The following is a 19,816-nucleotide window of genomic DNA, read 5'->3' as shown; positions in this document are numbered from 1 at the left end:
CGCCGACAACCTGCCGCTCGAGGGGTTGCGAACGATTGGCGGCGCGCTAGTGATAGAGACCTACAATGGAGCTGCCTGGCTCCACGTCTCGGAACACCATCATGTCGTATCAATCGGGCCGCCACTATCTCGCCATTCCCGGCCCTTCCGTATCGCCCGATCGGGTGCTCAATGCCATGCATCGCACTGCGCCCAATATTTACGAGGGCGAACTGGTGGACATGACACCGGGCATCGTGGCTGACCTCCAGCGCATGGCCCTAACCAAGCAGCACGTCGCCATCTACATTGCCAACGGCCATGGGGTATGGGAGGCAGCGATCTGCAATCTCTTTTCCCGCGGCGACAAGGCCCTCCTGGCAGCAACCGGACGTTTCGGCTGGGGCTGGGCAGAGGCGATGCAGCGCATGGGCGTCGCCGTTGACGTGCTCGATTTCGGCAAGTCCAGCCCCGCCGATCCGCACCGCATCGCCGATGCGCTGAAGGCCGACAAAGCCCACGAGATCCGGGCGGTGATGCTGACCCATGTGGATACTGCATCAACCGCCAAGACCGATGTAGCGGCCGTTCGAGCTGCCATGGATGCGGTGTGCCACCCTGCCCTGCTGGCGGTGGATGCAATCGCGTCGCTGGGCTGTGACGAGTTGCGGATGGACGAATGGGGCATCGATGTGATCGTCGGCGCCAGTCAGAAAGGCCTGATGGTACCCCCGGGCCTGGGCTTTCTGTGGTTCTCCGACAAGGCGATGGAACTCTCCCGCAGCGCTGAGATGGTGACGCCCTATTGGGACTGGAAGCCGCGCGCTGCTGGGGAGCTGTTTTACCAGTATTTCGGCGGTACTGCGCCGACGCATCACCTCTATGGCTTGCGCGAGGCATTGACCATGCTGCTAGAAGAGGAGGGGCTGCCTGCTGTTTGGCTCCGGCATGAACGTCTGGCCCGTGCCGTCTGGGCCGCGTTCGACGCCTGGGGCAAGGGCACGGACATCAAACTCAATATGGCTGACCTGTCGGCGCGCGGGCACTCGGTAACGGCGGCGACCATCCCCAGTGGCGGGGCGGGTGCGCTCCGGCGCTGGCTCGAACAGGAAGCTGGGGTCACGCTGGGCATAGGCTTGGGCATGGCATTGCCGACGGAACCCGCCTATGGGGACTTCTTACGCGTAGCTCATATGGGGCACGTCAACATGCACATGACCCTGGGTGTACTTGGGGCAATGGAGGCTGGCATGCAGACTCTGGGCATTCCCCACGGCAGCGGCGCCGTCGATGCGGCGGCAGGAGCGTTGCGCGGCTAGAAGGTAAAGACCTCTCGCCGCAGCACATCCCAGCTGGGTCGATCGACCGCAGCCAAAAGCCCCCCTGCAACGTGGGTGGGAAGATAGGCCGAGCCATCCATGCGCGCAACATAGGCGCCCGCCTCTTGGGCCAGCAGCGTGCCGGCAAGGTGATCCCAAGGCATCAGCTTGTTGTAGCTGAGGAATTGTCCATGGCCCGAGACGAAGGTGCGGTACTCGTGGCCAGCGCAACGATAATTGGAGACGAGGCGCACCTTGTCAGTATTTTGCAGAATCTGCGAACGGCTCTCGGGTGGCATATAGGCGACGGAGGCGGTACCGACCATCTGTTCGAGCGGCAGTGGCGCGGCAACCGTGAGCCGCACTGAGCTGCCATCAGGCCGGCGGAGCCAGGCGCCGCTCCCCTTTTCGCCCATGACCCAATCGTCGCCCATGGGGTCATAGATAATGCCCGCTACGGTTTCGCCCTTGGAGACGATGGCTGCCATGGTCGCAAAAAGCGGCAGGCCGGCGGCGTAGTTGGCAGTGCCGTCGATGGGATCGACGACCACCGCCAAATCGGCTTGGGCCAGTTGCGGCAGGAGGTCGGGATCAGCAGCGACCGATTCCTCGCCTACAAAAAGTGCGCCGGGCAGCAAGCCGGGGATTCCCGCCTTGATCGCCTGCTCGGTCGCGACATCCGCTTCGGTCACCAGATCGATGGCCTCGCTTTTGATGCTGACCATGGAAGCATCAAGCCGACGGAAACGAGATACTGCCTCCGCACGTGCGGCGTCACGCAGCAGATCGGCCAAGGCCATGATATCGATGGTCACGATCGCGTCCTCTTATCGAACAAGCCTGCAAAATCGAACAGCCGGGGATCAAGCATGTGGGATGGGTTTATGCTGCCTAGCGCACGGATCATCACGTCCTTGCGGCCGGGCATACGCTTCTCGATATCGGTGAGCATGGCCTTCATGGCATTGCGCTCCAGCCCATCCTGTGAGCCGCAAAGATCGCAAGGGATGATCGGAAATGCCATGGCCTCCGAGAACCGCGCAAGGTCCTCTTCGGCGCAGTAGATCAGCGGCCGCAGCACCTCGATGTCTCCCTCGTCATTGAGCAGGCGCGGCGGCATGGCCGCGAGCTTGCCGCCATGGAAGAGATTCATGAAGAAGGTTTCGAGGCTGTCGTCACGGTGATGGCCCAGCACCAGAGCCGAGCACCCCTCCTCTCGCGCGATGCGGTAGAGATTACCGCGGCGCAGGCGCGAGCACAGGGAACAATAGGTCGCTCCTTGCGGCAGCTTGTCGGTGACTATGGAATAGGTGTCCCTATACTCGATGCGATGCGGCACGCCGAGCGCAGAGAGATACTCGGGCAGGATGTGCTTGGGGAAGTTCGGCTGCCCCTGGTCCAGATTGCAGGCGAGCAGGTCTACCGGCAACAGACCTCGCCATTTGAGATCGAGCAGCAGCGCCAAGAGGCCATAGCTGTCCTTGCCCCCGGACAGCGCCACTAGCCACCGCTCGCCCGGTTGGACCATCGCGAACTTCTCGATCGCCTCGCGCACTTGGCGGATCAGCCGCTTGCGCAACTTGTTGAATTCGACACTGCTCGAGGCACCGGCGAAAATGGGGTGAGCACCGGCGTCGATATCCTCGGCCGGTGCGTCCATGACTTCACTCATGTCGAACCTTTCTGTGCGTCTACGTGCTGATAACGGTCCGGAAGCCTGGAGGGAAGAGAAACCGGCTGCTGCTCTACATTACCAAAGATTAAGTTCTACTCCTTGATTTAAGCCAAATGCGACAGTTAGATGACGCGTTCTCGGCACCCTGGAGTTAGCGGTGTTTCGCTCCTTCTTTCCTAATCCTCGACTATTCTTTCCCGCAGCCCTGTTGTGGACGGCGGTCGCAATGTTGGTTTGGTACACCCTCGGTGAACGGCTGAGTGCATATTTCAGTCTTGGACCGTGGATCGGGCTGCAGCCCAGCGAAACAAACCCAGAGCCATTCTTCTCTCCAGAAAAGATATGGCTCTATCAATACGTTATCATGGCGGGGTACCTCTTCTGCATTCCCTGGTACTGGATCGGCGGCAATCGCAGATGGTTTTGGTGGTCGGTCGTTGGTAGCGTAACCATTATCGAAATCGTCTACTTCAACGTTCAGATCAGCGCTTGGCTGAACGACTGGTACGGCGAATTTTACAACCTTATTCAGGCTGCACTGACTGAACCTGGTTCGGTGACACTCGATCGATTGCTGACGGAGTTGGCAACTGTCGCTTATGTGCTCCTCCCCAACATCACTGTCTTAGTGTTGAATGCCTTTTTCATCGCTCACTATCTCTTTCGATGGCGTCGGGCGATGTCGGCCTACTACTTCAGCAACTGGCAGCATTTGCGGCACGTAGAAGGCGCATCCCAGCGTATTCAGGAAGATACTCAGCGCTTCGCGAGCATCGTTGAGGGCCTGACGGTTTCATTTGTCGCCTCGGTCATGACACTCATCGTGTTTTTGCCAATCTTGTGGGAGCTTTCGCAGAACATCACCGAGTTGCCTTTCATCGGCGAGGTCGATGGGAGCCTCGTCTGGGTAGCGCTGGTATCATCCGCTTTTGGGACCGTCCTCCTCGCAGCGGTGGGCTTTAAACTGCCCGGGCTCGAGTTCGACAATCAGAAGGTCGAGGCCGCTTACCGCAAAGAGCTCGTCTATGGCGAAGACAACGAACACCGCGCTGAGCCGGTCGGCATCCGCGAGCTGTTCGGCAATGTTCAGAAGAACTACTTCCGCCTCTACAAGCACTATATGTACTTCAATGTGGCGCGGTATGCTTATCTGCAAGGATCGGTGTTTATTCCGATCTTGGCCATGTCACCATCGATTGCTACTGGAGCCATTACCTTCGGCATCTTCACGCAGGTGAGCAATGCCTTCGGTCAGGTTGAGGACTCCTTCAAGTTCCTCGCCAGTTCCTGGACGACCATCATCTCGCTGATCTCGGTCTACAAGCGTCTGCGCCTGTTCGAGACCTTCATTCCGCGAGACGCTCCATTGATCAATGACTATGACGACGAGCGCTTCGTTCCTGCCGCCAGCCCGGATGAGTTGGAGCCGCAGCCGCAACCCGCTCAATAAGAAAAGGGCCGCTCCAAGGAGCGGCCCTTCCCATTTTGGATGAACTGCGGTTCGCTTAGCGCGAATAGAATTCGACGACCAGGTTCGGTTCCATCTGAACCGGATACGGCACGTCCGACAGAGCTGGCACGCGTACATAGGTCGCGGTCATCTTGTTGTGGTCGACTTCAACATAGTCCGGCACGTCACGCTCTGCCAGCTGGGTGGCCTCGAGCAGCACGGTGAGCTGCTTGGAGCGCTCGCGCACTTCGATCTTGTCGCCGACCTTGACCTGGTAGGATGGAATATTGACGCGCTTGCCATTGACCAGGATGTGGCCGTGGTTGACGAACTGGCGGGCAGCGAACGGAGTGGCCACGAACTTGGCACGGTAAACGATCGCGTCCAAGCGGCTCTCGAGCAGGCCGATCAGATTTTCACCGGTGTCGCCCTTGCGGCGGGAAGCTTCGGCGTAGAGCTTGCGGAAGCTCTTCTCGGTGATCGAGGTGTAGTAGCCCTTTAGCTTCTGCTTGGCGCGCAGCTGCAGACCGTAGTCCGAGAGCTTGCCCTTGCGGCGCTGGCCATGCTGGCCGGGGCCATAGGCGCGGACATTGAGCGGGCTGCTGGGACGACCCCAGATGTTCTCGCCAAGACGGCGATCAATTTTGTGCTTAGCAGAAATGCGCTTCGACATCGCGTATCCTTTTCAAACGTCGAAATGGGATCGCGCCCTCCTCTGCCATCCTTGCGGATGACCGACAGACCTCATCAATGTAGGAGATCCCGGGTGCGCCTATGGGACAAATGCCCGCTTAGGTGCGCGCCTCTTAAGCAATTCTTCCCGGAACGTCAAGCTGGGCGGTCGTAGCGGCTTCATCGGGCACCATCTTCTTGTCCAAGGAGCGCTGCTCCCGCAGGCCGGGGAAGATGCGGCTCCAGATGACCGCAACGGCAATGGCGCCAAAACCACCCATTGCCACCGCAGCTACAGGGCCAATGAAATGGGCTACAGTGCCTGCACGGAACTCGCCCAATTCGTTAGAGGCGCCAATGAAGACCGAGTTCACCGCGTTGACCCGACCGCGCACCTCCTCGGGCGTCCAGAGCTGCATTATGGTCTCGCGGATGGTGACACTCACCATGTCCGATGCGCCAACCAGTGCCAAAGCCGGAATGGAAATCCACACGCTGGTCGACAATCCGAAAACGACAGTGAAGGCGCCAAAGAGCCCCACAAAGAGAAAGAGTATCTTGCCGGCGTGATCGCGCACCGGAAAGCGCGTGAGAAACAGCGCCATGGCGATGGCGCCTATACCCGGCGCTGCTCGGAGGAGACCGAGCTCCTGCGGACCCGCATGCAGGATGTCTTTGGTATAGACCGGCAGCAGCGCCACGGCACCGCCCATCAGCACGGCGAACATGTCGAGTGATATTGCGCCCAGTACGACCTTGTTGGAGAAGATATAGCGAAAGCCCGCCAGGATGGTTTCAAGGCTCGTTGCCTGCGCCGAGTCGCGTTGTGCTGGCCTGGGAATGAAAAGCACGCAGACCATCGCGGCCAGCAACAACGCCGCGCCCGTGCCAAATGCAACGGAAGGCGCAATACCGTACAGCAACCCGCCGGCCGCCGGCCCCATGATGGCGGCGAACTGCCAGGCCGAGGCATTAACGGTGATGGCGTTCGAGAGGGCCTGGGGCGGCACGAGATTGGGCGCCAGCGACTGCGCTGCCGGATTCCAGAACGCCCGTGCTGTGCCCAGCACCACCAGAATGCCGAATATGGGCCAGACCTCGTGCGCCTCGGCGTTGACGAACAAAAGAAAGCCCAGAGCACAGAGCAGTTCAACGCCCAGGCACATCGCCATGATCAAGCGCCGGTTGAACCTGTCAGCAGTCAGCCCCGTGAGGAGAATGAGCAAGAGAGCGGGCAGAAACAGCGACAGCCCGACTAGGCCTAGCAGGAACACATTGCCTGTGACGTCGTAGATCTGCCAGGCGATCGACACCGACATGATCTGCACCGCGAAGCTGACCAAGAGGGTGGTCAGCCAGAAGAAGCGGAAACCGACATAGCTGAAAGCCAGTCGGTCTTTTTTTGTGGGTGCAGCTGTGCTCATGATAGTCGGGCATGGCACGACCAATGGTCGCAGTCAAAGACCGAAATCCAGCAATGCGTACGCGTCCGGCAATTATTCGTGGTTGTTGCTCTCAGGCTTCTGCCTGTTGGGATTGGGCCGCTCGTGTCGCCGGTCAATGGATGAAATGACGCCCCGCAGCGTGCGGATCTCCTGACTGGAGAAATCCCCACGGGTGAGGGCAGTCCGCAGATTGTTCACCATGCTGGGCCGTTTGTCGGGCGTGGTGAAGAACCCAGTCCGGTCGAGCACGCCCTCGAGATGCTCGAAAAGTCCGACCAGTTCGCTCTTGGGGGCGACATCAGCCAGCCCGCTGCCGAAAGGCAGTGTCTCGGCCAAGCCAGACTGGCGGCGCCACTCATAGGCCAGGATCAGCACGGCCTGTGCAATATTGAGCGAGGCGAAGGCCGGCTCGACCGGAAGCGTCACAATGCTGTCGGCCAGGGCGATCTCCTCGTTGAGCAGGCCCCATTTCTCGCGGCCAAAGAGCAGCCCTGCCTTGTTGCCGCCGCCGATATGGGCGGTCAGTCGCCCGGCAGCTATATCCGGTCCGATGACCTCTTTCTGCATGTCGCGAGAACGCGCGGTTGTGGCGTAAACCAGCGTGAGGTCGGCAATAGCTTCTTCAAGCGTCTCGAACACGCGCACGCGCTCGATCACATGGTCGGCGCGCGATGCCGCAGCGACAGCCTTCTCGTTAGGCCAGCCGTCACGGGGGCGGACGAGACGAAGATCCCACAGGCCAAAATTGGCCATGGCGCGCGCCGCCGTACCGATGTTTTCGCCCAGCTGCGGTTCACATAGGATAATTGCAGGCGTCGCCCGCAACTCGAACTTGATAGAAGAATCCGTACCGGCCATGGCGCCCTAATCCATAAAGATCAGGCGCACATAGCCGATTTAGCCGAAGCGACGCAAATCAGGCGACGCGTTGGCGATGCGGAAAATCTTTCACCTTCGTCGAGCGCTGCCACTCCCGATCGAGAATTGCGAAATGCAATTCCTCGTCCCACTCACCCTGGAACAGTGCATGTTCGCGGTAGTGCGCTTCGAGCCGCATGCCCATCTGCTGCATGAGTTTGATGGAGTGGTGATTGCGCCCATCGCAACGGACGAAAACCCGATGCATTCGGAAACGATCGAAAGCGAGATCAAACATGGCGCTCAGCGCCTCACGGCAATAGCCTTGGCCCGCGAAGCTGGGATTGATCACGAAGCGGACTTCGCCCTGCCCGGCCGTGGCATCGGACCATTGCAGCGACACATGGCCGATTAGCTTACGATCGCCCTTGCGAACGATCGCGAGGGTGATGATGTCGCCAGGACGTTGTAGGCTCACATGTTCGCGCATAACACTAAGTGCGGTCGCCACCTCAACCTCGTCGCGGGTGCGGTTGAAGACATAGCGCTGCACGGAAGGAAGAGCGTGGTAGGCGCAAAGCGCCTCGACATCACTCCGTTCGAAGGTGCGCAGGATCAACCTGTCTGTTTCGATGGGTGAGGATAGTGATGACATGACGATCGCGCGCTCCCTGCTAGCTACATAGTTGTAGCCTGCTGCCTGAACGCTGATCCCTTCCCGAGGTTCCTCTACTAACGTGGAATAACCTACTAAGCTGAACCAGTGAAAGCGTTATGGTTCAACGCCTTGGGCCTTGCGGATGGCGCGCCACTCTCGCCATAGAATGGCATAGATATACTCCTCGTCCCACTCGCCTTTGAAGAGCGAATGCTCTCGGAGATGGGCCTCCCGTCGCATGCCCAGGCGCTCCATCAACCGCCACGATGGAGTATTGCGCACGGCGCAACGTGCCGAGATGCGGTGCATGTCGCCTGGGCCAAACCCGAGATCGAGCATCGCGTTTGCCGCTTCGGTAGCAAACCCCTGCCCCTGATACTCCGGACTGAAGATCCAGCCGACCTCCCCCTGCCGAGCTTCCATGCTGCGACAGATCAGGGACACCTCGCCAATCAGCGCACAGCTCTCAAGCAGTTCGACAGCAAGGATTACCTTGTCGCCATCGATCTCCAAGGCAACTTGGCCAATGCGGGCCTGGACCGCCTGCGCACATTGATCCCGGCTGAGGGCCACGTCGAACAGGTAGCGCGCGACATCTTCGCGCCGTCGGTAGGAATAAACCGCATCGACATCGCCCCGGTTGAAGGGGCGGAGCCGGAGCCGGCCGGTCGTCAGCGGATAGTCGGGATAGAGCGGCATGCTGTTTCCATATCCACTGCACTGTGCCGAACTGATCAGTGAAGACAAGGCCTAGTTCTTGCCGAGGTTCCCTGTCCGTGGCAGCTTGCGCTCCATGAGCAAGCACTCCAGACCCACAGTCGATCTTGTTGCACGCTGCGCCTGCGGAGCAATCGAGATGTCACTCGTGGGCGAGATAGCGTCCATGTTCTTCTGTGCCTGCACCGATTGCCAGCGCTACACGGGAGGCGGACACGCCTGCGTGGCACTGGTGCGCAGCGAAGCCCTTGCGGTGGAGGGTGCCCGACCTAAATCCTTTGCACGGTCAAGCGAGTCGGGTGCGACTTTCACCCGCCACTTCTGCCCAGACTGCGGTACTCCTCTTTATGGACAGTCCTCTAGAGTGCCGGAACTTCGGATGCTGCCGGTCGGGTTCTTCGTAGGGCAGAACGAGTGGTTTGATCCCAACCAGATGATCTTCGCGCGCTCTCATCAAACTTGGGATGTGATAGCCGACCATCTGCCGCGGCACGAGACTTATCGACCGCCGGCGCAAACATGAGTCTGGCTTCCGAGGACTTGTCGGATCGCATCCGCGACATGCTACCGGCGCAAAGGGTGCTTACCGAAAGGAGAATGTTCGGCGGCCGCGCTTTCATGCTGAACGGCAACATGGTGGTTGCTGCAATGTCCGATGGCGGCATGCTCGTGCGCGTGGGCAAGGAGGCATATGCGGTGGCGCTGAACCGCCCGGGGGCCGAACGGATCGAAATGGGCGACCGTATCATGACCGGCTTCGTGCAGGTCCCAGGGGATGTCATCGAGGAGGAAGAGGCTCTCCGAGACTGGCTGGACCTTGCGCTCGCCTTCGTCGAAACCCTGCCTGCCAAATGACCGCCGTCTAGCGTCCTCTATTGGGCAAGGCCCCATGCCGAGGCATACTTTGCGCTTCCTCCCGCCGGTGCTATAGGGGCAGCCGAACCTTGGCCGAGTGCCTATCCGTGGAATTCAGGGAGATTTTCCAATGAGCAAGATCAAAGTCGCCAATCCAATCGTCGATCTCGACGGCGATGAGATGACCCGCATCATCTGGCAGGCGATCAAGGACAAGCTCATCCATCCCTATCTCGACCTGCCGATCGAGTACTACGATCTATCGGTCGAAAATCGCGACGCCACCAACGATCAGGTGACAGTCGACTCCGCTAACGCCATCAAGAAGCACGGCGTCGGGATCAAGTGCGCGACCATCACGCCGGACGAGGCTCGCGTCGAGGAATTCGGCCTCAAGAAGATGTGGCGGTCGCCCAACGGCACTATCCGCAACATCCTGGGCGGCGTGATCTTCCGCGAGCCCATTATCTGCAAGAATGTACCGCGCCTGGTGCCCGGCTGGACACAGCCAATCATCGTGGGCCGTCACGCCTTCGGTGACCAGTACCGCGCCACCGACTTCAGGTTCCCCGGCAAGGGCAAGCTGACCATGAAGTTCGTCGGCGAGGACGGCACCGAAATCGAGCACGAGGTGTTCGATGCACCCGGCGCCGGCATCGCCATGGGCATGTACAATCTCGATGACTCCATCACCGATTTCGCCCGCGCTTCGATGAACTATGCGCTGAACCGCGGTGTGCCCTGCTATCTCTCGACAAAGAACACTATCCTCAAGGTCTATGACGGCCGCTTCAAAGACATCTTCCAGGAGATCTACGAAGCCGAGTTCAAGGAGCAGTTCGAGGCCAAGAAGATCTGGTACGAACACCGCCTGATCGACGACATGGTCGCAGCGGCGCTGAAGTGGTCCGGCGGGTATGTCTGGGCATGCAAGAACTACGATGGCGACGTGCAGTCCGACACCGTTGCGCAGGGTTTCGGTTCGCTCGGTCTCATGACCTCCGTGCTGATGACGCCCGATGGCAAGATCGTGGAAGCCGAAGCCGCACACGGCACCGTCACCCGTCACTACCGCCAACATCAGCAGGGCAAGGAAACTTCGACCAACTCGACCGCTTCGATCTTCGCCTGGACGCGCGGTCTCGCACACCGCGCTAAGCTGGACGACAACACCGAACTGGCAGCGTTCGCCGCCACCCTCGAAAAGGTCACCGTCGATACCATCGAGGAAGGCAAGATGACCAAAGACCTGTCGCTCCTCGTCGGCCCCGATCAGCCCTGGCTCTCCACCATCGGCTTCCTAGATGCTATCGACCAGAACCTGCAAAAGGCCATGGCATAAGTCTCGCCTCTGCTAACGTACTTCCCAGGCGGCGCTTCGGCGCCGCTTTTTTGTTCGGCATCAGGCCTATGCAATTGCTGACTGTGGCAGTTCCGCGTCACCGACATATTTTCGTCACGTTTTGACGCGCCACAGATTGACCGCCCGAGCGAACACTGCCTTCATTGACGCATACGTCAACATCGCCTCTCACATGAGAGCTGTTGATGGGCGGCGGAGGAGCGCCGTCTGTTGCATCATTTGGGAGGAAGCCGATGGCACCCAGCCACACTCGTATTTTCGCAGCCGCAGCACTTGCCGCGGCGATGGCAACCGGCTCGGCGCAGGCCGGCGGTCTCGAAGCCAATGGCTACAATTGGGATCTGCTCTTTGATCCGGCGACTTACGCCGGCAAGGGCACCGTAACCTATGTCGTCATCGATCAGGACGTCGAGTTCGGTGGAAGCACCATCGCCACGTCCGCAAATCGCATCTATTACAACTATGGCTTCAAAGCCGATCTACTCGACAATGCATCCTGCGCGGTTTCTGTCCAAAATCCCTTTGGATCAGGCACGGACCGCGACGCAGCCTATGCTCGCGGCACCCGCCAATCCGTCCGGGAGCGCATCACCTCCACTGACCTTGGCTTGACCTGCGCCTATGGATTTGGCGTCGGCCCCGGTGTGGCTAGCATTATTGGAGGCATTTCCGCGCAGCACCTCGACTACGAAGCAACGGTCGCACTACCCTTCCCCGGCCCGGTACGCACCGAAGACGTTTCGCTCGACGGTATGGGTTTTGGCTGGCGGGCCGGCTTGGCTTACGAGATGCCCGAGATTGCCCTCCGGGTAAGCGCCATTTATAACGCCGCAATCGACTACGAACTGTCCGGCAATGCCTTTGGCGCTGTGCTTCCCGCAGCGAGCGCCACCGCAGATGTGACGACGCCGCAAAGCGTCGAGATCAAGGCTCAAATGGGCATAGCACCCCGCTGGCTTGCGCTTGGCGGCATCAAATGGGTCGACTGGTCTGTGCTAGACGTTCTGACCGTCCAAAACGCAACTAGCCCTATCGCTACCACGCTCGGCTACGAGGATGGCTGGACCGTCACCGCGGGTCTCGGCCATGCAGTGACCGAGGACCTGACGGTGCTGGGCTCACTGACTTGGGACAAGGGCACCTCGCGCGAGGACAGCTCAGGCGTGCTAGAAGCCGGCACCCAAATCGATCGCTGGGGCGTCACTCTGGGCGGTGCTTACAGCATAGCGGATAATGTCGAGCTATCCGGCGGCGTCTCCTATTCATTGATTGATGGCGGCCGGAACGCCCGGGGTGAAAGCTGGGATCGCGGCAGCGTGTTCGCCGTCAGCGGCAGCCTCAAGGCTTCGTTCTAACTCCAGCTGAGACGACTAGAATGGCCCCTCCAGGGGCCATTCTACTGTTCGACCAACCACCCCTATCACCTGAACCGATCAGGGGCTCTTACTTGCTGATGACCAGGCTTGATGTGCGCTGTATGCTGTCATCACCCCGCCCCGAATCTCCAATCTTCGTTCAGTCCGGATCACAGCGATGCCAGTCGGCGTCATTCTCGCCTTCCTGGCCTATGCCAGCTTCTCGGTTGCTGATGCCCTGATCAAGACGGCCGGACCTTCCCTGTCGGTCTTTGAGATCGCGTTTTTCACCACGACCTTCTCGATCATTCCGGCGGCCCTCACCACCCGCGGAGAGCGCTGGCGCGACATCTACAAGCTCCAGCATCCCTGGCTCGTCCATCTGCGCTGCGCAACCGCAATATCCGGCACCGCCTGCGTCATGTACGCGTTCACACACATCCCCTTTGCCGACGTCTATGCCATCGGCTTTTTGACGCCAATCATGGTGACAGTGCTTTCAGTGCTGGTGCTCAAGGAGCATGTGGCGCTGCACCGCTGGATACTACTGATCATCAGCTTTCTAGGCGTAGTACTGGTTATCCGTCCTGGCGCCCGCGATCTGCAGCTTGGGCACTTCGTCATTCTGCTCAGCGTATTTTTCGGCGGCATAACCACGACCGTACTGCGCTATGTGGCGCCCAAAGAGCGGCGGGTGAGCCTTGTAGGCCTGCAGGTGCTTTATTCGGGCATCGTCAACGGCGTGCTGATGATCCCCTATTTCGTCGTGCCGACGCTGGAGCAGATGGCGATCTTCCTCGGCATCGGCCTCTTGGGCGGCGTGGGCGGGTTGCTGCTGATTGGCGCCACTCGGCGCACTGTGGCCAATTTGATTGCGCCGGTGCAGTACAGCCAACTGATCTGGGCCATTCTCTTCGGCGCGCTTTTCTTCGGAGAGTACCCGGACTGGATTGCCATTATCGGCATGCTGATCGTGGTCAGCGCCGGCATGCTAAACGTCTTGACAGAGAACCGTCCGATCCGCTGGAAGCCCCGCGTCTTCTTCTTCCGCATTGGCCAATAAAAGGGCCCCGCACCATCATGCGGGGCCCTCTGAATTTGCACTGATCCTCAGATCAAGGCGCGGATGGCCGTTAAAGCGTCCTCGGCCTTGCCACCGTCCGGGCCCCCGGCCTGGGCCATGTCCGGACGTCCGCCACCACCTTGCCCGCCCAGGGCTGCGGCACCGGCCTTGACGAGCTCGACGGCCGACTTCTTGCCCACCAGATCTTCGGTGACGCCCACGGCGAGACCAGCCTTTCCATCTTCGGTGACGCCGACGATGGCGACGACCCCGGACCCGACCTGCTTCTTTGTTTGATCTACGAGCCCACGCAAATCCTTGGGCTGCAGGCCCTCGACCACGCGGCCGACAAAGGCAACGCCATTGATGGTTTCGGGCCCCTCCGCCTTGGCCGAGCCGCCACCCATGGCGAGCTTCTGCTTGGCATCGGACAAGGAACGCTCGGTGCGCTTGAGTTGCTCTTGCAGAGCGGCAATCCGCTCCAAGACATCCTGAGTGCCGGAACGGAGGAGACCCGCAGCGGCACCGACGATCGCTACATTTTCATTGCCACGGCGCCGCGCTGCATTGCCGGTGAGCGCTTCGACACGGCGCACACCAGCGCCCACGGCACTCTCGGCTACCACCGAGACAAGACCAATGTCGCCAGTACGGCGAACATGGGTGCCGCCGCACAATTCAACTGACCAGCCAAGCCCGTTGCCGGTCGGCTGCCCCATAGAAACAACACGGACTTCGTCGCCATACTTTTCGCCGAAGAGGGCACGAGCGCCCGATTCCTTGGCTTCTTCCACCCCCATCAGGCGGGTTTCGACGGGCGCATTCTGCAGGATAATCGCATTGGCCAAATCCTCCACCTCGGAAATTTCCTCGGGGCTCATCGGCTTGGTGTGGACAAAGTCAAACCGCAGCCGGTCTGCCGAGACCTGCGATCCCTTTTGCGCCACGTGATCTCCCAAGACGAGGCGCAAAGCCTCGTGCAGCAGGTGCGTCGCCGAGTGATTGGCCCGAATGGCGGAGCGCCGTCCGTGGTCGACAAGCAGTTCCACCGCTTGGCCGGGCTTCAGCGTGCCGGCGGTGACCATCACCTTGTGTGCGAAGACGCCGTGAAATTTCTGCGTGTCCGAAACGGTCGCTTCAACCCCCTCGCCCATGAGTTGCCCCGTGTCCCCCACCTGACCGCCACTCTCGGCGTAGAAGGGGGTTTGATTGAGGACAACATAACCCTCCTCGCCAGCGGCAAGAGCTGCGACTTCCGCTCCGTCCTTCAGCAATGCCTTGATCTCGCCCTCGGCGGTTTCAGTCTCATAGCCAAGGAATTCGGTGGGACCGACTTTGTCCGCCAAGCCGTACCACACCATGTCGGTGGCGGCTTCACCTGAGCCCGACCAGCTCTTGCGCGCCTCGGCCTTCTGGGCCGCCATGGCGGCATCGAACCCGGCCTGGTCCACCTTGATGTTGCGGTTGCGCAGGGCATCCTCGGTCAGGTCCAGCGGGAACCCATAGGTGTCATAGAGCTTGAACGCGGTTGCTCCATCCAGCACGGCACCCTCACCAAGCCCGCGCGTCTCATCCTCAAGAATCTGCAGCCCACGACCCAGCGTCTTGAGGAAGCGCCCCTCTTCAAGGCGCACCGTCTCGGCAATCATCGCCTCGCCGCGGCTGAGCTCGGGATAAGCCTGGCCCATCTCGCGCACCAAAGCGGGCACGAGTTTGTAGATAAGCGGTTCGCTGGCGCCTAACAGGGTGGCATGCCGCATAGCCCGGCGCATGATGCGGCGGAGGACATAGCCACGCCCCTCATTGGAAGGGAGCACCCCTTCGGCAATCAGGAAACTCATCGATCGCAAATGATCGGCGATCACGCGGAGGCTCCGATTGCCTCCCCCGTCGACATCCACACCCGTGGAATTGGCGGCAGCGTTGATCAGCGCCTTGAAGAGGTCGATGTCGTAGTTATCGTGCACACCTTGCATGACGGCCGCGACACGCTCCAGGCCCATGCCGGTGTCAATGGAGGGGCGCGGCAGCGCGGTCCGCGAACCGTCTCCATGCTGCTCGAACTGCATGAAAACGAGGTTCCAAACCTCGATCCAGCGGTCGCCATCTTCCTCGGGCGATCCCGGGGGACCGCCCCAGACATGCTCGCCATGGTCGTAGAAGATCTCCGAACACGGGCCGCAGGGGCCGGTATCGCCCATCTGCCAGAAGTTCGACTTGGCTCCAAGCCGAACGATGCGATCTTCCGAGAGGCCGGCAATCTTCTTCCACAGCTCAAGTGCCTCGTCATCATCCTGATAGACGGTGACCATGAGCTTCTCCTTTGGAAGCTGCCAATCTTTCGTCAGGAGGTTCCAGGCGAGCTCGATCGCATGATCCTTGAAGTAATCGCCAAAAGAGAAATTGCCGAGCATCTCAAAAAAGGTGTGATGCCGCGCAGTGAAGCCCACATTGTCCAGATCGTTGTGCTTGCCGCCGGCACGAACACACTTCTGCGCCGAGGTAGCCGTGGAATAGGGCCGCTTTTCAACTCCGGTGAAGACGTTCTTGAACGGCACCATCCCGGCATTGGTGAACATCAAGGTGGGATCGTTGCGCGGAACGAGCGGGCCTGATGACACAGCTTCGTGCCCATTGCGGGCGAAGTAGTCGACAAAGCTCGAGCGAAGATCGTTTACGCTGGTCATCAATAGGCTTTCGTGGCGGAGACTGGCGCGAAGGCGCCCCGGATATTTGGCAGGCTTTCTATCGTGCCGCCTGCCGCCCTGTCCAGCATTGCGGCGGCAGCGAGGCCGCGACAAAACAGAAAAGGAGGGCGCCGCATCTGCGGCGCCCTCCTAACGTTTCCTTGCATGGGAACTGACTTATTCGTCGGAGGTGTCTTCTTCGCCACCGGCCACCAGCAGCACCTCGCCCAGCAGCCCCGAACTCTCGCGCACGCCTTGCTCGATGGTGGCTGCGATCTGGGGATTGTCCTTGAGGAACTGACGGGCATTTTCGCGCCCCTGCCCCAACCGCTGGCTGTCCCAGGAGAACCAGGCACCAGCCTTTTCGACGATCCCCGACTTAACGCCGAGATCAAGCAGCTCGCCCGTCTTGGAGATACCCTCACCATACATGATGTCGAACTCGACCTGGCGGAACGGTGGCGCCAGCTTGTTCTTCACCACCTTGACGCGGGTCTGGTTGCCGACGATCTCCTCGCGATCCTTGAGTGCACCGATGCGCCGGATGTCGAGACGAACCGACGCGTAGAACTTCAGCGCATTGCCGCCCGTCGTGGTCTCAGGCGAACCGTACATCACGCCGATCTTCATGCGGATCTGGTTGATAAAGATGACGAGACACTTGGACTTGCTGATCGAGGAGGTGAGCTTGCGCATGGCCTGGCTCATCAGACGAGCCTGCTGGCCAGGAAGGCTATCGCCCATCTCGCCTTCCAGTTCGGCACGCGGGGTGAGCGCCGCCACCGAATCCACCACCAGCACGTCGATTGCCCCAGAGCGCACCAGTGTGTCGGTAATTTCGAGGGCCTGTTCACCAGCATCAGGCTGTGAGATCAGCAGATCATCGACATTGACCCCCAGCTTGCGAGCATAGATCGGATCGAGCGCATGCTCGGCATCAACAAAGGCGCAAATACCACCCTTACGCTGCGCCTCGGCAATGACATGTAACGCCAGCGTCGTCTTACCTGAAGATTCCGGCCCGAAGATTTCGACGATGCGACCTTTGGGCAAACCACCAATGCCCAGGGCGATATCGAGACCGAGCGAGCCCGTCGAGATGGACTCCACCTCAATGGAGGAGGCTTCGCCCAGACGCATAATCGAGCCCTTGCCGAAATTGCGCTCGATCTGGCTGAGCGCCGCAGCAAGTGCCTTGTCCTTATCCATCGATCCACCTTCAACAACGCGCAGTGAGCTAGCCATGATGTGTCTCCTTATTCCACGCTCTGGATAGCCGTGCAACGCACCGGTTCCGCAGTGGGTTTTCAGTGAATGTGCTTTGTTTGTTCTCATTTTGTTTCAGCCAAGTCAAGGGACAAAATGAGAACAGATATAGGTGCGCAAGAGAATCGAGTCCGCCTTTGGCGTGGCGGGCGAAAAGTATGATTTTTCTGCTTGCGCTTCCATCGATGTCTGCGTTTTATGCGCGCCAGTTTCGCCCGCGGGGGCGTCCAGCGGAGGAGCCGCCATGAACCTCATCCAGTTTCTCGATCACGACGGCAACCGGCTCGTTGGGGCAGTTGACGGCGGCACGGCCCGCGTGGTGACCGGCGCCAAGAGTGTCTACGCGCTCGCGCTGGCGGCGATGGAGCGGCAGGTGGGCCTTGCAGCGTTGGTGGCTGAACATGGGCTCGGCGACGCTGTCGATCCCGGCAAGATCCTGGCTGAGGGGCGCATGCTCGCCCCCATCGACCATCCTGATCCGGCCCATATGCATGTGACCGGCACCGGCCTTACGCATCTGGGCTCGGCCGCTACTCGCGACGCCATGCACAAGTCGGCCGCACCGCAGGCCGAGGAGACCCTGACCGACTCCATGAAGATGTTTCGCATGGGTTTGGAGAACGGTAAACCGGCAGATGGCAGCAAGGGTGTGCAGCCGGAGTGGTTCTACAAGGGCAACGGCCACATCGTCGTCAATCCGGGTCACCCGATCCCATCGCCATCCTTTGCGCTCGACGCCGGCGAAGAACCCGAGATGGCGGGCATCTATGTCATCGACCAGCATGGACAGCCGCGGCGGCTGGGCTTCGCGCTCGCTAACGAGTTCTCGGACCATGTGACCGAGCGCATCAACTATCTCTATCTCGCCCATTCCAAGCTGCGCGCCTGCGCCTTTGGACCGGAATTGCGGCTGGGGGACCTGCCCGAGAACGTCGAAGGCATGTCCCGCATCTATCGCGACGGCAAGGTGCTTTGGGAAAAGCCCTTCCTGTCGGGCGAGGCCAATATGAGCCACACCATCGCCAATCTCGAGTATCATCACTTCAAGTATGAGTTGTTCCGGCAACCGGGTGACGTGCACATTCATATGTTCGGCACCGCCACCCTGAGCTTTGCGGACGGTATCTCGACGCAGCCCAACGACGTCTTCGAGATTGAGGAGGCGCAGTTCGGCGCACCCTTGCGGAACCCGGTGCGCGTGCAAGACGAGCATCCCGTCATCGTCGGCCAGCTGTATTGAGCTTGAAGCTCATCCACTAACATGTCAGTTATCCCCTTCATCTGGAGGGGATAACGATGAGCGCACGCCAGTTCGAGAAACGCCGCATCGGCCAAACCGAACTCGAGATCACCACACTGGGTCTGGGCGGCGCTTCTCTTGCCGGGATCTTCTCTCGCGTGCCGGCAGAACAGGCCCGCGCCACCATCGCCCACGCGCTCGAGATGGGCATCAACTATCTCGATACCGCCCCACAATATGGCTATGGCCGGTCCGAGCATCTGATGGGGGATGTGCTGCGGGAACGGCGGCAGGACGCAGTACTCTCGAGCAAGGTGGGACGCCTGCTACGCCCCTTCGGCACGGACCGCTCCAGCCCTCACAACTGGGTCGATCCCCTGCCCTTCGACCAAGTCTACGACTACTCCTATGACGGCATCATGCGCTCGCACGAGGATAGCATCCAGCGACTGGGCGTGGATAAAATTGACGTTCTCTATGTGCATGACATCGGCACGATGACGCACGGCGTAGAGGGCAATCGCCCGCTCTGGCAGCAATTGGAAAGTGGTGGTTACCGCGCCCTGCGCGAGCTGCGGGACGGAGGCGTTGTTAAGGCGATCGGGCTGGGGGTCAATGAGTGGCAGGTGCTGATGGATGCCATGGCGCTGGGCGACTGGGACGTGTTCCTCCTGGCCGGGCGCTATACGCTCCTTGAGCAGACCTCGCTCGAGCCGTTCATGCGCACGTGCCTGGAGCGCGGATCCTCGGTGGTGATTGGCGGGCCGTTCAACTCAGGCGTCCTGGTCGGCGGATCGACGTTCAACTATGCCAAGGCGCCTGACGACGTCGTTAGCAAGGTCCGGCAAATCGAGGCTGTCTGCCGGGAGTTCGATGTCCCCCTCCCGGCGGCGGCGCTGCAGTTTCCACTGCTGCATCCAGCGGTCTGCAATGTCCTGCCCGGGCCACGCTCGCCAGAGGAGTTGGATGGCATCCTGGCCTGGTGGGATGCCCCGATTCCCGATGTGCTCTGGATGCGCCTTGCGGAACAGGGCCTGCTGGCGCCCGGCACACCTATTCCGGGCGGCACGGCTTAGTTCAGATCGAGCGCATAGCTCTTGAGCACCTCGAGCGGAATTAGTCCCAGCACGGCTTGGTTGGTGGCGCGTAGATAAACGCGCGGTGCCAAACCGGCTGCGTGGGCCTGCGCCCAGCGCTGCGCCACGAGGCACCAG

At 60.4% G+C, this 19,816-nt stretch carries 19 protein-coding genes; 9 read left to right on the top strand and 10 right to left on the bottom strand.

Annotated features, from left to right (window positions below; genetic code table 11):
• Window positions 1–101: 101 nt before the first annotated feature.
• Window positions 102–1,298, top strand: a complete 1,197-nt coding sequence (locus tag QOV41_RS08070; protein WP_284580680.1) for a pyridoxal-phosphate-dependent aminotransferase family protein — start codon at window positions 102–104, stop codon at window positions 1,296–1,298.
• Here the strand turns inward: QOV41_RS08070 and QOV41_RS08065 are convergent.
• Complete coding sequence (locus QOV41_RS08065) at window positions 1,295–2,098, bottom strand: inositol monophosphatase (protein ID WP_284581225.1); 804 nt, start codon at window positions 2,096–2,098, stop codon at window positions 1,295–1,297. The two genes, QOV41_RS08070 and QOV41_RS08065, sit on opposite strands and share 4 nt — an antisense overlap.
• 11 nt (window positions 2,099–2,109) lie before the next feature.
• Window positions 2,110–2,970 (bottom strand): tRNA 2-thiocytidine(32) synthetase TtcA, encoded by an 861-nt coding sequence (ttcA, locus tag QOV41_RS08060; protein WP_284580679.1) that lies wholly within the window; start codon window positions 2,968–2,970, stop codon window positions 2,110–2,112.
• 160 nt (window positions 2,971–3,130) lie between these two features.
• On the opposite strand from ttcA, the gene sbmA reads away from it, so the two are divergent.
• Window positions 3,131–4,423: a peptide antibiotic transporter SbmA gene (gene sbmA, locus QOV41_RS08055; protein WP_284580678.1), complete on the top strand. Its 1,293-nt coding sequence runs from the start codon at window positions 3,131–3,133 to the stop codon at window positions 4,421–4,423.
• Between the two features lie 55 nt (window positions 4,424–4,478).
• Here sbmA and rpsD read toward each other — a convergent pair whose 3' ends face one another.
• From rpsD to QOV41_RS08030, 5 genes are all read right to left on the bottom strand, one after another.
• Entirely contained in the window at window positions 4,479–5,096 is a 618-nt protein-coding gene (gene rpsD, locus QOV41_RS08050) for a 30S ribosomal protein S4 (protein WP_284580676.1), read from the bottom strand.
• Between the two features lie 133 nt (window positions 5,097–5,229).
• On the bottom strand, window positions 5,230–6,519 hold the full coding sequence (locus QOV41_RS08045) for an MFS transporter (RefSeq protein WP_284580674.1): 1,290 nt from the start codon (window positions 6,517–6,519) through the stop codon (window positions 5,230–5,232).
• 72 nt (window positions 6,520–6,591) lie between these two features.
• Entirely contained in the window at window positions 6,592–7,398 is an 807-nt protein-coding gene (locus tag QOV41_RS08040; RefSeq protein WP_284580672.1) for an RNA methyltransferase, read from the bottom strand.
• A 58-nt stretch (window positions 7,399–7,456) separates the two neighbouring features.
• Window positions 7,457–8,053 carry a GNAT family N-acetyltransferase gene (locus QOV41_RS08035; RefSeq protein ID WP_284580670.1) on the bottom strand — a complete coding sequence of 199 codons (597 nt, stop codon included), beginning with the start codon at window positions 8,051–8,053 and terminating at the stop codon, window positions 7,457–7,459.
• A 117-nt stretch (window positions 8,054–8,170) separates the two neighbouring features.
• Window positions 8,171–8,755 carry a GNAT family N-acetyltransferase gene (locus QOV41_RS08030; protein WP_284580669.1) on the bottom strand — a complete coding sequence of 195 codons (585 nt, stop codon included), beginning with the start codon at window positions 8,753–8,755 and terminating at the stop codon, window positions 8,171–8,173.
• A gap of 94 nt (window positions 8,756–8,849) precedes the next feature.
• On the opposite strand from QOV41_RS08030, the gene QOV41_RS19725 reads away from it, so the two are divergent.
• The 5 genes from QOV41_RS19725 (at window position 8,850) to QOV41_RS08010 (ending at window position 13,409) form a co-directional block, all read left to right on the top strand.
• Window positions 8,850–9,296 carry a GFA family protein gene (locus tag QOV41_RS19725; protein ID WP_350150934.1) on the top strand — a complete coding sequence of 149 codons (447 nt, stop codon included), beginning with the start codon at window positions 8,850–8,852 and terminating at the stop codon, window positions 9,294–9,296.
• Window positions 9,293–9,628, top strand: a complete 336-nt coding sequence (locus QOV41_RS08025; protein WP_284580668.1) for a TfoX/Sxy family protein — start codon at window positions 9,293–9,295, stop codon at window positions 9,626–9,628. Before QOV41_RS19725 ends, QOV41_RS08025 begins: the two co-directional genes overlap by 4 nt.
• Window positions 9,629–9,758: 130 nt before the next feature.
• Window positions 9,759–10,970, top strand: a complete 1,212-nt coding sequence (locus tag QOV41_RS08020; RefSeq protein WP_284580667.1) for an NADP-dependent isocitrate dehydrogenase — start codon at window positions 9,759–9,761, stop codon at window positions 10,968–10,970.
• Window positions 10,971–11,224: 254 nt separating this feature from the next.
• Window positions 11,225–12,346 (top strand): OmpP1/FadL family transporter, encoded by a 1,122-nt coding sequence (locus QOV41_RS08015; RefSeq protein WP_284580665.1) that lies wholly within the window; start codon window positions 11,225–11,227, stop codon window positions 12,344–12,346.
• Window positions 12,347–12,524: 178 nt separating this feature from the next.
• Window positions 12,525–13,409: a DMT family transporter gene (locus tag QOV41_RS08010; protein WP_284580663.1), complete on the top strand. Its 885-nt coding sequence runs from the start codon at window positions 12,525–12,527 to the stop codon at window positions 13,407–13,409.
• A gap of 47 nt (window positions 13,410–13,456) precedes the next feature.
• Here the strand turns inward: QOV41_RS08010 and alaS are convergent, their stop codons facing one another.
• Both alaS and recA read right to left on the bottom strand, forming a co-directional pair.
• Window positions 13,457–16,096 (bottom strand): alanine--tRNA ligase, encoded by a 2,640-nt coding sequence (gene alaS / locus QOV41_RS08005; protein ID WP_284580661.1) that lies wholly within the window; start codon window positions 16,094–16,096, stop codon window positions 13,457–13,459.
• Between the two features lie 177 nt (window positions 16,097–16,273).
• Window positions 16,274–17,344, bottom strand: coding sequence for a recombinase RecA (recA, locus tag QOV41_RS08000; RefSeq protein ID WP_284581223.1), 1,071 nt, complete (start codon window positions 17,342–17,344; stop codon window positions 16,274–16,276).
• Between the two features lie 262 nt (window positions 17,345–17,606).
• Here recA and araD1 point away from each other — a divergent pair, with 262 nt between their 5' ends.
• Window positions 17,607–18,602 (top strand): AraD1 family protein, encoded by a 996-nt coding sequence (gene araD1 / locus QOV41_RS07995; protein ID WP_284580659.1) that lies wholly within the window; start codon window positions 17,607–17,609, stop codon window positions 18,600–18,602.
• A 56-nt stretch (window positions 18,603–18,658) separates the two neighbouring features.
• On the top strand, window positions 18,659–19,678 hold the full coding sequence (locus QOV41_RS07990; RefSeq protein ID WP_284580657.1) for an aldo/keto reductase: 1,020 nt from the start codon (window positions 18,659–18,661) through the stop codon (window positions 19,676–19,678).
• Here the strand turns inward: QOV41_RS07990 and QOV41_RS19850 are convergent.
• Window positions 19,675–19,806, bottom strand: coding sequence for a DUF2237 family protein (locus tag QOV41_RS19850; protein WP_415926755.1), 132 nt, complete (start codon window positions 19,804–19,806; stop codon window positions 19,675–19,677). The genes QOV41_RS07990 and QOV41_RS19850 overlap by 4 nt on opposite strands.
• Between the last annotated feature and the right edge of the window lie 10 nt (window positions 19,807–19,816).

It is taken from the genome of Devosia sp. RR2S18 (assembly GCF_030177755.1).
Taxonomy (GTDB): Bacteria; Pseudomonadota; Alphaproteobacteria; order Rhizobiales; family Devosiaceae; genus Devosia; species Devosia rhizosphaerae.
Note: the sequence above shows the minus strand (reverse complement) of the source record. Positions and strands in the feature narration are given on the sequence as shown.

Coding starts and splice junctions, on each gene's coding strand:
- QOV41_RS08065 (WP_284581225.1), bottom strand. CDS start 2,098: ATGGCCTTGGCCGATCTGCTGCGTGACGCCGCACGTGCGGAGGCAGTA.
- araD1 (WP_284580659.1), top strand. CDS start 17,607: ATGAACCTCATCCAGTTTCTCGATCACGACGGCAACCGGCTCGTTGGG.
- QOV41_RS08070 (WP_284580680.1), top strand. CDS start 102: ATGTCGTATCAATCGGGCCGCCACTATCTCGCCATTCCCGGCCCTTCC.
- QOV41_RS08035 (WP_284580670.1), bottom strand. CDS start 8,053: ATGTCATCACTATCCTCACCCATCGAAACAGACAGGTTGATCCTGCGC.
- QOV41_RS08020 (WP_284580667.1), top strand. CDS start 9,759: ATGAGCAAGATCAAAGTCGCCAATCCAATCGTCGATCTCGACGGCGAT.
- ttcA (WP_284580679.1), bottom strand. CDS start 2,970: ATGAGTGAAGTCATGGACGCACCGGCCGAGGATATCGACGCCGGTGCT.
- alaS (WP_284580661.1), bottom strand. CDS start 16,096: ATGACCAGCGTAAACGATCTTCGCTCGAGCTTTGTCGACTACTTCGCC.
- QOV41_RS19725 (WP_350150934.1), top strand. CDS start 8,850: ATGAGCAAGCACTCCAGACCCACAGTCGATCTTGTTGCACGCTGCGCC.
- QOV41_RS08025 (WP_284580668.1), top strand. CDS start 9,293: ATGAGTCTGGCTTCCGAGGACTTGTCGGATCGCATCCGCGACATGCTA.
- QOV41_RS07990 (WP_284580657.1), top strand. CDS start 18,659: ATGAGCGCACGCCAGTTCGAGAAACGCCGCATCGGCCAAACCGAACTC.
- QOV41_RS08015 (WP_284580665.1), top strand. CDS start 11,225: ATGGCACCCAGCCACACTCGTATTTTCGCAGCCGCAGCACTTGCCGCG.
- QOV41_RS08045 (WP_284580674.1), bottom strand. CDS start 6,519: ATGAGCACAGCTGCACCCACAAAAAAAGACCGACTGGCTTTCAGCTAT.
- QOV41_RS08030 (WP_284580669.1), bottom strand. CDS start 8,755: ATGCCGCTCTATCCCGACTATCCGCTGACGACCGGCCGGCTCCGGCTC.
- QOV41_RS08040 (WP_284580672.1), bottom strand. CDS start 7,398: ATGGCCGGTACGGATTCTTCTATCAAGTTCGAGTTGCGGGCGACGCCT.
- QOV41_RS08010 (WP_284580663.1), top strand. CDS start 12,525: ATGCCAGTCGGCGTCATTCTCGCCTTCCTGGCCTATGCCAGCTTCTCG.
- rpsD (WP_284580676.1), bottom strand. CDS start 5,096: ATGTCGAAGCGCATTTCTGCTAAGCACAAAATTGATCGCCGTCTTGGC.